We start from the raw sequence: 12,690 nt of genomic DNA, 5'->3' as shown, positions 1-12,690 counted from the left end.
ATTGACAACATTATAGCGCTAGACGAAGAGAAGTTCATATTGACTTAACAAAATAAGATAGATGGAGAATCCGGTGCTTATCTTCGGAGCAGGTGGCTTAGGCATGACGGCTTTAGATCTGTTTCAACGTAACGGTGTAGTTGTATACGGCTTGCTAGACGATAATAAAGACTTGCATGGGAAGGAGTTTGGCGACGTATCAGTATTGGGTGAAACCGATGACGATGGCTTTCTGAAACTAATTGGCCAGAAGTGTGAGGCTTTTGTCGCCATCGGTGATGGACGCGTTCGCAAACGGCTGGTGAAGATGCTGAACGAACGGCGGAAGGTGCAACCCGTAAACGCCATCCACGATACAGCAACAGTATCAGCTCTGGCGACTATTGGTCATGGTAATTTGATTGCTGCACGTGTCGTTATTAACCCGTATGCAGAAATCGGACAGCACTGCATAATTCAGACTGGAGCTATCATAGAAAGTCAGGCTAAACTGGGCGATTATGTGCAAGTTGGCACAGGTAGTGTCATCAACAGTGGTGTTACAGTAGAAGAGGGAGCTTTTATCGGCACCGGCTCAACACTGGTTGCAGGAATAACTGTTGGTAAGAACGCTCGGGTAGGGGCCGGGTCTGTTGTTGTAGAGAATGTTGAGGCTGGTGCAACCGTGTTCGGTAATCCAGCACGAAAGGTATAAAAACGAAAGCAGTCTTCAGCTACCAACCCAGGTCAGGAATTGCTGAAGACTGCTTCTTGCAGAATATTAAAATTTACTCAACGTATAAAACTTCGTTTGTCAAGAAGTCCTGATACGTGCGTTCTATGCCTTCTTTCAGCTCCGTAGTGTGTTTCCAGCCCATAGCGTGGAGCCGTGATACGTCCATTAGCTTACGAGGAGTACCGTCCGGTTTTTCAGTATTCCAGCGCAGTTCGCCTTCATAGCCAACCGTCTCTTTTACGAGTTCGGCCAGTTCACGAATCGTGACATCTTCGCCCGTGCCAATGTTCACAAACAACTCGTCGTTGTAATGTTCCATTAGATAAAAGCAAGCGGCAGCCAGGTCGTCGGCATGAAGGAATTCGCGCCGTGGCGAACCGGTTCCCCAAACTTCAACAAAAGGTTGATCATTAACTTTCGCTTCGTGAAATTTGCGGATCAAAGCCGGTAGGACATGTGAACCTTGTAGGTCATAATTATCGTTAGGACCATACAAATTCGTTGGCATAGCTGAGATGAAATTACAGCCGTATTGACTCCTGTATGCTTCGCACAGCTTAATTCCTGTGATTTTGGCAATAGCGTATGGCTCGTTTGTTTCTTCTAAATAACCGCTAAGCAGGTATTCTTCTTTAAGCGGCTGAGGGGCCAGCTTAGGATAGATACAGGATGAACCAAGGAACAATAACTTTTTGACGCCCGTCTGATAAGCACTATGAATAATATTGGCTTCAATCACCAGGTTATCGTACAAGAATTCGGCACGATAGATGTTGTTAGCCATAATACCCCCCACTTTAGCGGCTGCTAAAAATACGTATTCCGGCTTTTCTTGCTTAAAAAAATCAGCAACAGCGGCCTGATTGCGCAGATCTAGTTCGGAAGAAGTACGAGTGATAATGTTAGTATAACCTTCGGCTTGAAGTTTGCGAACGAGGGCTGAGCCGACCATTCCCCGGTGTCCAGCGACGTAAATGCAGGCCTGTTTTTCCACGAGAGTGTTTGTGTGCAAGCCACCGGACGCTCCGGCGGGCGGATTAACAAAATAATAGTACGTAATTTATCGTTGCAAAACTAACAAACTTCAGGCACCAATCGTTTGCCCCGTCATGTTTGCTTTTAACTTAAAAACTTCTGTCGGCCTAATATTACTTACTGGTTCAGTCGTGTCCACCGTTTGGGCTCAAACCAGTGCGCCATCTTCACTTACAACGGCTTCAAAGCCAGTGCTAGCCCCATCGGGCACACCGGCGTCGCCGTTTTCGTCGGTACCTTCATCATTGACCACGCTGGGTTTACCGACTATGTCTTCGCTGAAAGAGCAGAAAGACGCTTATGTGGCGGGTGTCATGCCTGACCTGGGCCTGAAGATAAAACAGCTGAAGAAACTAAAGGTCGATAAGAAAGCCAAAAATAAGCTGTCAAAAACAGAGTATGAAGGCTTATCGATGGTTAAAGCCTATACTAAGCTAGGGAGTGGCGATCGAACGATTGTTGAAGAGTTTTACGTATTGCGGGACAATGATGCGGCTAAACCCTTACCGTATGTACGAGACGTATTTAAGTTTTACCAAAAATCTAGCCGTGTAACCAGTTCAATCGTTCGTGACGAAGGCACCGGCTTGCTCTTACACGGTCCCTACAAACGTTATCAGAACGGCGATCTAGTCGAAGAGGGCTATTACTATGCCGGCATGAAAGATGGTCGCTGGGAACGGTACGACGGCAACTTCATGCTCGTTGATAAAACTCGCTGGCATCGGGGTGTTCCTGCCGAATCTCGTATAACGTATCACGATTCAGCCCATCATAAAGTAAAAGAGATTATCCCGATTGAATACGGAAAGGTGAAAGGAACGTACATGGCTTTTCACGAAAATGGGATACTCGCTGAAGAAGGTAAGTACGAAAACGGTGTGAAAATAGGCCGATGGACAGAATTCTACCCAATTAATCCCAGCGGACGGCGAATGCGTAAGAAGTTAATTCAATATGCCAGTAATCAATGGGATACCGAGTTCGAGCCTTACACCATTACGGAATGGGACGAAAAAGGTAAAGTTACTTTTGAACGTGCTAAAGAAAAGGTAATAGAAGACGAGGAGACTGGTAATTAGTGGGAGATTTACCCGCATAAAATAAGGGGTAGTAAGTCAGCTTACTACCCCTTATTTTATGCGGGCTATTTATTTGAACACCCCTTTAGGGTCAGGATGCTTGGCTAGCAGGTCGTTTAGGTAACCAAGATCAAGTACAGACAAATCAAGACTACGAGCTTGATGAAAATAATCCCAAGCCTTTGAGTAATCAGCCTTCAAGAAACTGATTAACGATAACTTCTGATAAGGTACAGCATTACTTGGACTAATAGACACTGCCCGTTGCAGATGAGATTCTGCATCTTTTAAAACATCACCGTTTGGCTTTTCTTGATAATGCTTAATCTCCAGTGTGGCTAAATCAGTCATTAATACGGCGTTACTATCTGCTTCATCGAGGCCCTTTTTCAGCATCCGAATGGCATCGGGTAACTGATTCTTTTGATAACAAACAACCCCTAAGCCCCAATAGGCATCAGCATTGTGATTATTTAGCAGCCATGATAAATTGAAGCGGTGAGCGGCTGTATCCAACTGTCCATCGGCAACATAGTCCCAACCCCGAGCAGCAAAAAAATCGCTGGCTTCAGATCGACTGGTAAAATTTCGATCGCAGTCGTTTAAGAAGTGAACTTCTTCGTCAATTTGAGCAGCTGTTTTGGGACGCTCACCGAATAGAGGAAGCGTATTAGCAGCTCCTCCTGTTGCATCCGTGGCAGTCGCATCAGAAACGGATTCCAGGGTCTGTGAATCCTTTTCTGCATTGTTGCGAATAGTTCTTGATGAACGGGCCGAATCACCCGAACGAGCTGACGAGATGAGCTGCTTAGGTTGAGCCACCGCCAAAAACGGAAGTACAACTAAAGTCCACTGCATCAGATTCATCCGAACGCTCATAACAATCAACATACACAGATAGATGTTCCTGTAAAACGAAGGGGGAATCTAAGTTAGTACATTCTGTTTCAATTACCGACGTCCTCCGCGTGGCCCCGACCGTTTAGGCGCTCCTGCTTTGGCATTTCCAGCTCCTCCAGGCCCCCGGCTTAATCGGCTTGATGTGCCTGCTACGCTTTGTGACGTCGTTTTTTTAGCCCCCGTCAATTTTGACTTTGTTTTCAGTCGGTTTTTACCAGTAGCCGTATGCTGCACTTTTTTATCATGAAAAGCCCCCAAAAACGTTGGATCTTCCTTTCGGCGTTGCTCGTCAATCTCGCGTAGCATCGCTTGTTGCTCGTCAAAAGGAGTTTCTACAGTTTCTACCACCGACGGAATCGGTAGTCTGGGAATACTCATGCGAATGATTCGCTCTATCTTCTGCACATGATATTCCTCGGCCATCGTTATGAACGTGATGGCTTCGCCCGTATGGTTGGCGCGGCCAGTTCGTCCAATTCGATGGACATAATCTTCGTAAATCAGGGGCAGGTCGAAATTGATAACGTGGCTTACTTCAGCCACATCAATGCCTCGTGCGGCCACATCAGTCGCGACCAATACCTGGATGTTCCCTTCTTTAAAGGCCTCCATAGCATTGATACGTGTATTCTGCCCCTTATTAGCGTGAATCACCCGAATCTTGTCGGACTCAACCACTTTCCGTGCCAGAAACTTGTAGATATTTTCGGCGGTGGTTTTGGTACGAGCAAAGATAATTACCCGTTGAAAAGCGTCTTTACTGATCAGGTAATCCAGTAGGTTAATTTTCGTACGGAAGTTGGGTACTTCGTACATTACCTGATTAACCATCTCAGCTGTAGAGGCCTGGGGAGTCACCTCTACTTTTATGGGAGCCTCTAAAAATTCCGCTGATAGCCGTTCCACCCGGCCGCCGAACGTCGCTGAGAACAGCAGATTCTGCCGTTTCGTTGGAATTACTTCGAGAATAGACCGAATCTGGGGCATAAACCCCATGTCCATCATTTTATCGGCTTCGTCTAGCACCATCGTGCGGATGTCCTTTGTAACGATCTCGCCCATTCGATAAAGATCCATAAAACGGCCGGGTGTAGCCACAATTACATCGACACCTTTACGTAATGTTTCTATCTGCGTTTTTGGCCCCAACCCGCCATACAGTGCCAGATGACGTAAATCGGTGTATTTGCCCAGTTCGCTAACAGCCTGATTAATCTGCATAACGAGTTCTCGCGTTGGGGCCAAGATCAAGGCACGTGGGTTATTTCCTTGGGCATATTTGACTTTCATCAGCAACGGCAGCAAGTAAGCCGCCGTTTTGCCCGTGCCGGTTTGGGCAATACCTAGCACATCGTGGTTTCCCAGGCTGAGCGGAATGGTTTTTTGCTGGATAGGAGTAGGCTCTGTATAACCCAGGTCGGCCACGGCATTGAGCAATTGCCGGTTGAGCTCAAATTGCTCAAAAGAAGTAATTTCCATAAGATATAAATAGCCAACCAGTACAGCCGCTTAGAAGCCAATTGGCGAATTAAGGATAGTCCGTTAAGCTGAGAGTCTTAGAACTGCTTCAGTATGCGTTCTACGCCACTAACGTAGCCAGAGCCAAACAGATTCACGTGAACTAGCAAGGGGTATAGATTATAAATGCCTACCCGCTCGTCAAAACCCTCATAAAGTGGGAAAGCCTCGTCATAAGCGTCATAAAAACGTTGGTCGAAGCCACCAAATAATTTCGTGAAAGCGAGTTCTGCTTCCCGAAAACCATAATAGATAGCTGGATCAATTAAGGCAGGCAGGCCTTCTTCGGTTACCATGACGTTCCCCGACCACAAATCACCATGTATCAGGGCTGGCCGTTCGTTCGGGATCAGATCTGGTAAACGGTCACGGAGTCGGAACAGCGCATCGTAAGCCTCTTTTGAGAGTAATTCTTTGTACAGAGCCATGCCCGCCTGTGGTAATAAACGCTGCTCAAAGAAAAACTCATAACCGCTAACCGTTGGGGTATTGCTTTGCGGCAAGGAGCCAATGTAATTGGCAAAGCTTAACCCAAACTTTGGTTGTGTGTGGGAGTGCAGAACGGCTAGCGATTGGCCGAGTGTTTCCCAATATTTCTTGTCAGGATTACCCGAATCGATATACTCTAAAATTAAATAGGACTTGTCTAACTGATGGCCATAACCAATAACCTGTGGAATATGTAGTGCATCCGTCTGGCGAAGTAAGTCAAGGCCTCTGGCCTCAGCTTCGAACATGCTTTGGTGTTCAGAAGAGTGCAGGCTGACCTGATTCCATTTAACGAAAAAGACACCCTCAGATGAAAACACCTGGGCAGACGTGTTGATATCTCCACCCGACAAAAACTGCATTTCGATTACTTCGACCGTTTGACCCAATGCCGAAAATAAAATACTTTCAAAGAAAGAGAATTGCTCATCACCCCAGAAATCCATGCGTTAACCAACGTTCGTTGCAAATTGAATACTTTTGCCGGGTAGCTGATTAGTCATGAATCAACAAATCCAACAACTTTATACCATAGCGGGTAAACCGGAACGCCGAATTATAGGACTCATGTCAGGCACCTCACTCGACGGCCTCGATGTAGCCTTGTGTCGAATCTCAGGAAGTGGTTCTGATACCAGTGTTGTCCTTGATCGTTTTGCTACCGTACCGTATGACGACGACTTGAAGGCCGAGATCCGGACCATCTTCGCTAAATCAGAAATCGAATTTGAGCGGCTTTGTTTATTAAACCCTTACATTGGACGGCTTCATGGCCAAATGCTTCTTGATTGCTTACGCAATTGGGGTGTTCAACCTCATACTATAGATGCCGTTGCAAGTCACGGTCAAACGGTCTATCACGCCCCAAAAAGCCAGCACCGGCATGATAAGTTCCCGAATGCTACACTTCAGATTGGCGATGGCGATCACGTAGCCGCTGTTTCGGGCATAGTAACGTTTAGTGATTTTCGCCAGAAACATATTGCCCTGGGTGGAGAAGGAGCACCCTTGGCAGTTTATGGCGACTATTTCATGTTTTCAACAGCAGGGGAGAATCGCATTCTGCTAAACATGGGAGGGATCGCTAACTTTACGTACCTGCCCGACGACCAGGACGCCGGTTCTGTTTTCACTACTGACACCGGTCCTGGCAATACGCTTTTAGATGCCTATGCACGGCGCTTTCTAGATAAAGCATACGACCAAGACGGCCAATTCGCTGCCAGCGGGCGCATCAATAACAGATTACTGCAAGCGCTGAAAAGCAATTCGTTTTTCGATGCACCTTTCCCCAAAACGACGGGTCCTGAAGTGTTTAATGTTCATTACGTAGAAGAAGCACAGGTACGTAGCCAAACGACGGAACTAGTAGAGGCTGATCTTATGGCAACGCTTGTTCAGTTCAGTGCTGATACCATTGCCGACGCTATTCAACGCGTGATACGCGAACACAAGACGTATAAAGTTTACATGAGTGGCGGTGGTATGCATAATCCTGTACTGACACGAGCCATTGAGGAACGACTACCTCACTGCACCTTTGGACGTACTGACGAACTGGGCATTAATGGTGATGCTAAAGAGGCTGTACTCTTTGCTGTACTAGCGAATGAAAGTCTGGCTGGGGGGACTACCTCGTTTGGCGGACGGCAGGGCGTTCCGACGGTGTCTATGGGTAAGATCAGTTTTCCTAAATAAAGAAATTTAGTCCCAACGTGATAAAATCAGGTTGTTTTAGGCCGAAACACCTTCATGATTGCTTCGTTTGTTGTTAAGAACGGACCACCAATAAGGTCAATGCAGTAGGGAATAGCCGGAAATACAACCGACAAACATTGACCAATAGCCGTTGGCTTGCCAGGTAAGTTTAATATAAGCGTTTGATTTCGGATGCCAGCTGTTTGGCGGGATAAGATGGCCGTTGGTACGTATTTTAAGCTTTCCTGCCGCATGAGTTCGCCGAATCCAGGCATCATTTTCTGACAGACAGCTTCAGTGGCCTCGGGCGTTACATCGCGCAGCGCCGGGCCGGTGCCGCCCGTTGTTACCACCAGGCAGCAGCTTTCAGCATCGGCTAACTCAATCATGGTAGCCTCTAATTGATCCTGCTCATCGGGAATAACCCGATACACGGGTTTCCATTCGCAGGTTAGCCAGTCCGTCAACAACTTTACAACGGCTTTACCCGGAATATCTTCATAAACGCCCGCGCTGGCCCGGTCCGAGACGTTAATAATACCAATTCGAATCAAGGTTTTTTACGTTTAAGGGCCAGATCGTGTGCCGTATCGTAATAAGAACGAAGGTTACTCCAGTCAAACACTTCGGCGATACTCTCGACGCGGTTTCGCTGGGCAATACGATCACGTTGAGCCATCCGTACGAAGCGGAATAATACGTTGGCTAGCTGATCGGCAGCTTCGTTGAAGGTCTGCGTACGACGATTGATGACATAAATACCTCGGTTTTCATAATCACGCATGATCTGCATAATGAAGTCACCGAAACCCGATTGATCGCTTGTGACGGTAGGAATACCGCGAACAACGCACTCTAAAGGGGTGTAACCCCAAGGCTCGTAATAACTCGGGAAGACCCCTAAATGGCAACCCCGTACAAACTGGCTGTAATCTAAGCCAAATAACGGGTTTGTTGATGCGATGAAGTCAGGATGGTAAACGATCTTAACCCGGTCGTATTCATTGTTAACCAAGTTGGCTTGGCGAATGAATCGTGTCATATCGTCTTCCTGCACCAAGTTGTGAGTTACGAAGGGCGGCAGCTGCTTATTTTTCCAGCTTTGAACGGTTCGCCGGAGTCGAAGCCGCCAATACTCATCCACAAAGCTATTTAGATCAGGTAACGTAATGCCCTGGCCTGATGCGGCCGCCATAAAGAGCCGTTCGCCTACTTGTTTTTCAATGCTTTCGCAGGTCTCCTGAATTTCATCAAGCAACGCCCGCGAGTGTAGTACGTCAGGGTTGATTGATGTATAAGGCTGCTTCGTAACCATGAACATCACGACGGTCATGTCCATGCCCGCTTCCCGCATTCTGTAATTTAATCGGGCAAGAGCCTCTAGCGTTATATCATAGCCTTTATTGGTGAATTCGAAGCGCCCCGAGGTAAAGAAGTAAAGGGTTTTCTCCAGATCAAATGAGTAGTTATGGAAGAAATGGCCCATCACAAACTCATGAATTTTTTCTTTGTACTTGACATGTAAATTTTGAAACTCGTGGACAGCCGCAAACCGCGTTATATTCAAGCCGTTTGGCAAAATCAGGTCAGGGTTCCTGCCCAAAAACACTTCACATTCGCGGGCCGTTACGTCACTGACTGTTGTAAAAACATGGGCTTGCTGTGCCGAAAGCCGCTCTATTGTCGCCTGCGTTTCAATGCCGTAGTGCTGCGCTTCGCGTCGCCAGTCAAAAAAGGGTAACTTCCCATAAAATCCTGGCTCATTCTGGGCCAGATACCGCCCCAGCATGGTCGCATGGGTTGTAAATACGGTTGCTACTTTAACGTTCTCCCGATGTAAGTCCATTAAACCCGTGCTGGCCATCCACTCGTGAAAATGAGCAACAAGGTCAACCCGCCTGGAATGGTCTTCGGCCAGTAACGTAATAAAAATACGGACCATTTCGCCGAAGGCAATCGTCTGATTAACGAGGTCTTCAACGTTCAAGGTGGAGAGTTGGTAGTTTACCCAAAGCTGACCTTTTATGTAGTTTAACTGGTCAACGCTGATGCTGGTGATGTCAAATAACACAACTCGCGGCCTACCCGTGACGAGCCAATATCCGTATTCTACGGTAAAGCCTAACTGGCGCATTCTACGGACAGTCTGGCCAATTTCAGTCTCATCGGAGTCGGTAATCGGCTCGAACTCAGCGGCTGCCCGCTGAGAAAAATAGGGGCCGAGTGCCACGTAGTTATCGTCCCATTTCTCGACCATGGCCGGTACTTTCGACCGGATGACCGTATAAATTCCGCCCACCTGATTGCAAACTTCCCAGGCGACTTCGAGCAGTAATTTTCGCTTCGACGTTGAAAATACCGATTCCAAATTAGTTAGTGGTTTTGGCTTATCGTTCATTAATCTGGATTACCAGGCGCGCCATAATAATCACATATATAAACGATGAAAGGCAAAGTTGTTTATTTCAAATATGAACGAGCATCCGTTACCTGGGTTTGTTTATTCTGAGTCAACGTATAATTAAAACCCGGTTGAATGCTGTAAGCGCCGTACTCTCCCTGTTTGTTAACAGCTAAAAAGCCCACTTGTATGTCTTTATAATCTTGTTTTTTCACAATTCGCAAAGCGGCTTCTTCGCAGGCCTGCTGGGGTGTCCGGCCTTGCCGCATGAGCTCTACCACCAGAAATGAGCCGCAGGTTCGCATTACCAACTCGCCCAAACCAGTGGCGCAGGCTCCCCCAATCTCGTTGTCGACGAACAACCCTGCCCCTATGATGGGTGAGTCGCCCACGCGGCCATGCATTTTATAAGCCAGACCGCTCGTTGTACAAGCACCAGATATGTTGCCTTTGCTATCAATGGCGAGCATCCCAATCGTATCGTGTCGTTCAATATTGACTTTGGGTTTATATTGGGCCGTTTTAAGCCACTCTTTCCATTTTGCTTCTGACTCTTTCGTTAGCAAATTTTCTTTCTTGAAACCTTGAGACAACGCAAAGGTTAAGGCCCCCTCGCCACTCAGCATAACGTGAGGAGTCTTTTCCATAACAGCTCTCGCTACGGAGATGGGGTGCATAATATTTTCCAGAAACGTTACCGATCCGGCATTACCACGCTCATCCATAATGCAAGCATCTAACGTAACGTGTCCGTCACGGTCGGGTAAGCCACCATAGCCTACAGTGATGTCGTTAGGATCGGCTTCGGGAACGCGAACCCCTGCTTCTACAGCATCCAGGGCGCGGCCTCCTTTATCAAGTACTGCCTGGGCCGCCTGGTTTGCTTTAGGCTGTTTCCAGGTCGAAATAATCATAGGGCTAGTAGCCGGTTGATTGCCCGTAGAAACAACTCGGGACGTACCAAATGTTAATGAGGGCAGAAAGCCCACAATTGAACTAAACGATAAAAAACGGCGTCGGTTGACCATAGAGCTAGGCTTGCGGCTCAAATTAAAGGAATAAACGCTTGGCATTTACTACTTTTAACCGATTTATTAAAAACCGCGTATGGCAGACCTTAGTAAGCATATTCTGCTAATGGATGGTCCCGATAACAAAGGGCTGATTTATCATGTAACAGGTGTCTTGTTTCGACACGACCTGAATATCATCCATAACGATGAGTACGTCAGTCCATCAGGGCGGTTCTTTATGCGAACCGAATTTGAGGGAACCTATGATAATGAGGCACTACTCAAAGAATTGTATATGACCTTGCCAACCGGGATCTCTCTGCGGCTCAATCCGAAACGAAAGAAAAATATAGTTGTATTCGTAACCAAAGAACACCATTGCCTTGCCGAACTCCTGATTCGCTATGCCTTCGATGAGTTAGATGCCGACATTCTGGCGGTAGTAAGTAACTACAATACGCTTCAACCCTTGGTTAGTAAGTTTGGCATACCGTTTCACTACGTATCGCACGAGGGCAAAACTCGTGAAGAACAGGAGGAGGTCATTCTGAAAACACTAGCTATCTACGAGCCTGAATACTTGGTGCTGGCTAAATATATGCGAGTACTGACACCTAGCTTTGTTGACCACTTCCCGAACCGAATCATTAACATCCATCATTCCTTTCTGCCCGCTTTCATTGGTGCCAATCCTTATCGACAAGCGTATGACCGGGGAGTTAAAATCATTGGAGCCACAGCTCACTTTGTTAATAATGATCTAGACGAAGGCCCTATCATTGCCCAAAATGTGAAAGAGGTAGATCATCGCCACTCAGCTGCTGATATGGCGACGGAGGGTAAGGACGTGGAAAAAATCGTGTTATCGCAGGCGCTAAAGTTAGTGTTCAACGACCGTGTGTTTATATCGGGTAACCGGGCGATTGTTTTATAAAGCCGCTGAGTTAATTAACTGAACAACCGACCGAATCTTCGCATCGTTGGCCTCAATGTATTCATATTCGCCAGGTAAGGCCGAAGCCATTGATACCGCTGGTTGACGGTAAATCATTTTACTGTCGTGCTTGGTGCTCCCACTCAGATGCAAGGCATTAACGCCAGCCTGGGCCAAGGCTTTAGCGTTTTGACTATTTACGCCAGCTCCAGCCATGATCTCTATCCGATTAGCAGCCTGCTTTACTAACTGACGCAAAACGAGTTGGCCAGCTTCAGCCGTAGAGCGCTGCCCCGATGTTAGAATACGCACAGCACCCGTACGAATAACGGCTTCCAGCGCTTCAGCAGGATCGCTGGTCATGTCAAACGCACGGTGGAACGTAACGGGTAGTGGTTTGGCGAGTTCGACTAATAACCGGGTTTGAACTTCATCGACGCTACCGTCAGGTTGTAGGATGCCGAGTACAACACCGTCGGCTCCTAACTCTTTAGCCATCAGAATATCAGCCTCCATGACCGCCAGCTCTGACTCAGAGTATAAAAAATCGCCACCTCTGGGGCGGATCATCACAAACAAGGGAATAGTCAGGTGCCGACGGGCTATTTGGATTAAACCAGCGCTCGGTGTGATACCGCCTTCTGCCATGCCTCCACACAATTCAATGCGTTTGGCCCCCGCGCGTTGCGCGGTTAGGCATGAGTCCAGCGAGTAAGCACATACTTCAACAACCATAATAGAGGAGCCAAATAATGAGTAAAAAATAAGTGGTTAAATAAACTGAACTATACCAACGTTTCGTAGCAAAAAAGTGGGATAACGTAAAGATTTTATCTATACTTGAACAAACGTCGTCCGTATGGGTTAATGGCCTAAATCACCATAAAACAACGTTTACGAACATT

12 protein-coding genes are annotated in these 12,690 nt (G+C 47.1%); 4 read left to right on the top strand and 8 right to left on the bottom strand.

What is annotated here, in order from left to right; all coding sequences use genetic code 11:
- Positions 1-61: 61 nt before the first annotated feature.
- Positions 62-694 (top strand): acetyltransferase, encoded by a 633-nt coding sequence (locus ACFSUS_RS16670; RefSeq protein WP_381524500.1) that lies wholly within the window; start codon positions 62-64, stop codon positions 692-694.
- A 73-nt stretch (positions 695-767) separates the two neighbouring features.
- Here ACFSUS_RS16670 and fcl read toward each other — a convergent pair whose 3' ends face one another.
- Positions 768-1,709 (bottom strand): GDP-L-fucose synthase, encoded by a 942-nt coding sequence (fcl, locus tag ACFSUS_RS16665; protein WP_381524498.1) that lies wholly within the window; start codon positions 1,707-1,709, stop codon positions 768-770.
- A gap of 310 nt (positions 1,710-2,019) precedes the next feature.
- On the opposite strand from fcl, the gene ACFSUS_RS16660 reads away from it, so the two are divergent.
- Positions 2,020-2,832, top strand: coding sequence for a toxin-antitoxin system YwqK family antitoxin (locus ACFSUS_RS16660; protein ID WP_381524496.1), 813 nt, complete (start codon positions 2,020-2,022; stop codon positions 2,830-2,832).
- Positions 2,833-2,901: 69 nt separating this feature from the next.
- Here the strand turns inward: ACFSUS_RS16660 and ACFSUS_RS16655 are convergent, their stop codons facing one another.
- The 3 genes from ACFSUS_RS16655 to ACFSUS_RS16645 all read right to left on the bottom strand — a co-directional run bounded on the left by ACFSUS_RS16655 (position 2,902) and on the right by ACFSUS_RS16645 (position 6,185).
- A complete protein-coding gene (locus tag ACFSUS_RS16655) occupies positions 2,902-3,711 on the bottom strand; it encodes a tetratricopeptide repeat protein (protein WP_381524872.1) in 810 nt (269 codons plus the stop codon).
- Positions 3,712-3,783: 72 nt separating this feature from the next.
- Positions 3,784-5,211: a DEAD/DEAH box helicase gene (locus ACFSUS_RS16650; protein WP_381524494.1), complete on the bottom strand. Its 1,428-nt coding sequence runs from the start codon at positions 5,209-5,211 to the stop codon at positions 3,784-3,786.
- Positions 5,212-5,288: 77 nt separating this feature from the next.
- Positions 5,289-6,185, bottom strand: a complete 897-nt coding sequence (locus ACFSUS_RS16645; RefSeq protein WP_381524492.1) for a fructosamine kinase family protein — start codon at positions 6,183-6,185, stop codon at positions 5,289-5,291.
- Positions 6,186-6,240: 55 nt separating this feature from the next.
- Here ACFSUS_RS16645 and ACFSUS_RS16640 point away from each other — a divergent pair, with 55 nt between their 5' ends.
- On the top strand, positions 6,241-7,437 hold the full coding sequence (locus tag ACFSUS_RS16640) for an anhydro-N-acetylmuramic acid kinase (protein WP_381524490.1): 1,197 nt from the start codon (positions 6,241-6,243) through the stop codon (positions 7,435-7,437).
- A 26-nt stretch (positions 7,438-7,463) separates the two neighbouring features.
- On the opposite strand, the gene mog is transcribed toward ACFSUS_RS16640, so the two are convergent.
- From mog to ACFSUS_RS16625, 3 genes are all read right to left on the bottom strand, one after another.
- The gene (mog, locus tag ACFSUS_RS16635; RefSeq protein WP_381524488.1) at positions 7,464-7,991 is read right to left on the bottom strand and encodes a molybdopterin adenylyltransferase; all 528 of its coding nucleotides are present in this window, start codon (positions 7,989-7,991) and stop codon (positions 7,464-7,466) included.
- Positions 7,988-9,805, bottom strand: a complete 1,818-nt coding sequence (locus tag ACFSUS_RS16630) for a glycosyltransferase (RefSeq protein ID WP_381524487.1) — start codon at positions 9,803-9,805, stop codon at positions 7,988-7,990. The genes mog and ACFSUS_RS16630 overlap by 4 nt, the downstream gene beginning before the upstream one ends.
- A 92-nt stretch (positions 9,806-9,897) precedes the next feature.
- Positions 9,898-10,866: a N(4)-(beta-N-acetylglucosaminyl)-L-asparaginase gene (locus ACFSUS_RS16625; RefSeq protein WP_381524485.1), complete on the bottom strand. Its 969-nt coding sequence runs from the start codon at positions 10,864-10,866 to the stop codon at positions 9,898-9,900.
- Positions 10,867-10,945: 79 nt separating this feature from the next.
- Between ACFSUS_RS16625 and purU the strand changes: the two genes are divergently transcribed.
- Positions 10,946-11,785, top strand: coding sequence for a formyltetrahydrofolate deformylase (gene purU / locus ACFSUS_RS16620; RefSeq protein ID WP_381524483.1), 840 nt, complete (start codon positions 10,946-10,948; stop codon positions 11,783-11,785).
- Here purU and ACFSUS_RS16615 read toward each other — a convergent pair.
- Positions 11,780-12,520, bottom strand: coding sequence for a copper homeostasis protein CutC (locus ACFSUS_RS16615; RefSeq protein WP_381524480.1), 741 nt, complete (start codon positions 12,518-12,520; stop codon positions 11,780-11,782). The two genes, purU and ACFSUS_RS16615, sit on opposite strands and share 6 nt — an antisense overlap.
- Positions 12,521-12,690: the final 170 nt, after the last annotated feature.

The sequence above is a fragment of the Spirosoma soli genome (assembly GCF_042684525.1).
In the GTDB taxonomy this organism is placed as follows: domain Bacteria; phylum Bacteroidota; class Bacteroidia; order Cytophagales; family Spirosomataceae; genus Spirosoma; species Spirosoma soli.
This window is presented reverse-complemented; position numbering and strand designations above follow the sequence as displayed.

Coding starts and splice junctions, on each gene's coding strand:
- ACFSUS_RS16640 (WP_381524490.1), top strand. CDS start 6,241: ATGAATCAACAAATCCAACAACTTTATACCATAGCGGGTAAACCGGAA.
- ACFSUS_RS16660 (WP_381524496.1), top strand. CDS start 2,020: ATGTCTTCGCTGAAAGAGCAGAAAGACGCTTATGTGGCGGGTGTCATG.
- purU (WP_381524483.1), top strand. CDS start 10,946: ATGGCAGACCTTAGTAAGCATATTCTGCTAATGGATGGTCCCGATAAC.
- ACFSUS_RS16645 (WP_381524492.1), bottom strand. CDS start 6,185: ATGGATTTCTGGGGTGATGAGCAATTCTCTTTCTTTGAAAGTATTTTA.
- ACFSUS_RS16615 (WP_381524480.1), bottom strand. CDS start 12,520: ATGGTTGTTGAAGTATGTGCTTACTCGCTGGACTCATGCCTAACCGCG.
- ACFSUS_RS16650 (WP_381524494.1), bottom strand. CDS start 5,211: ATGGAAATTACTTCTTTTGAGCAATTTGAGCTCAACCGGCAATTGCTC.
- ACFSUS_RS16670 (WP_381524500.1), top strand. CDS start 62: ATGGAGAATCCGGTGCTTATCTTCGGAGCAGGTGGCTTAGGCATGACG.
- ACFSUS_RS16655 (WP_381524872.1), bottom strand. CDS start 3,711: ATGAGCGTTCGGATGAATCTGATGCAGTGGACTTTAGTTGTACTTCCG.
- ACFSUS_RS16625 (WP_381524485.1), bottom strand. CDS start 10,866: ATGGTCAACCGACGCCGTTTTTTATCGTTTAGTTCAATTGTGGGCTTT.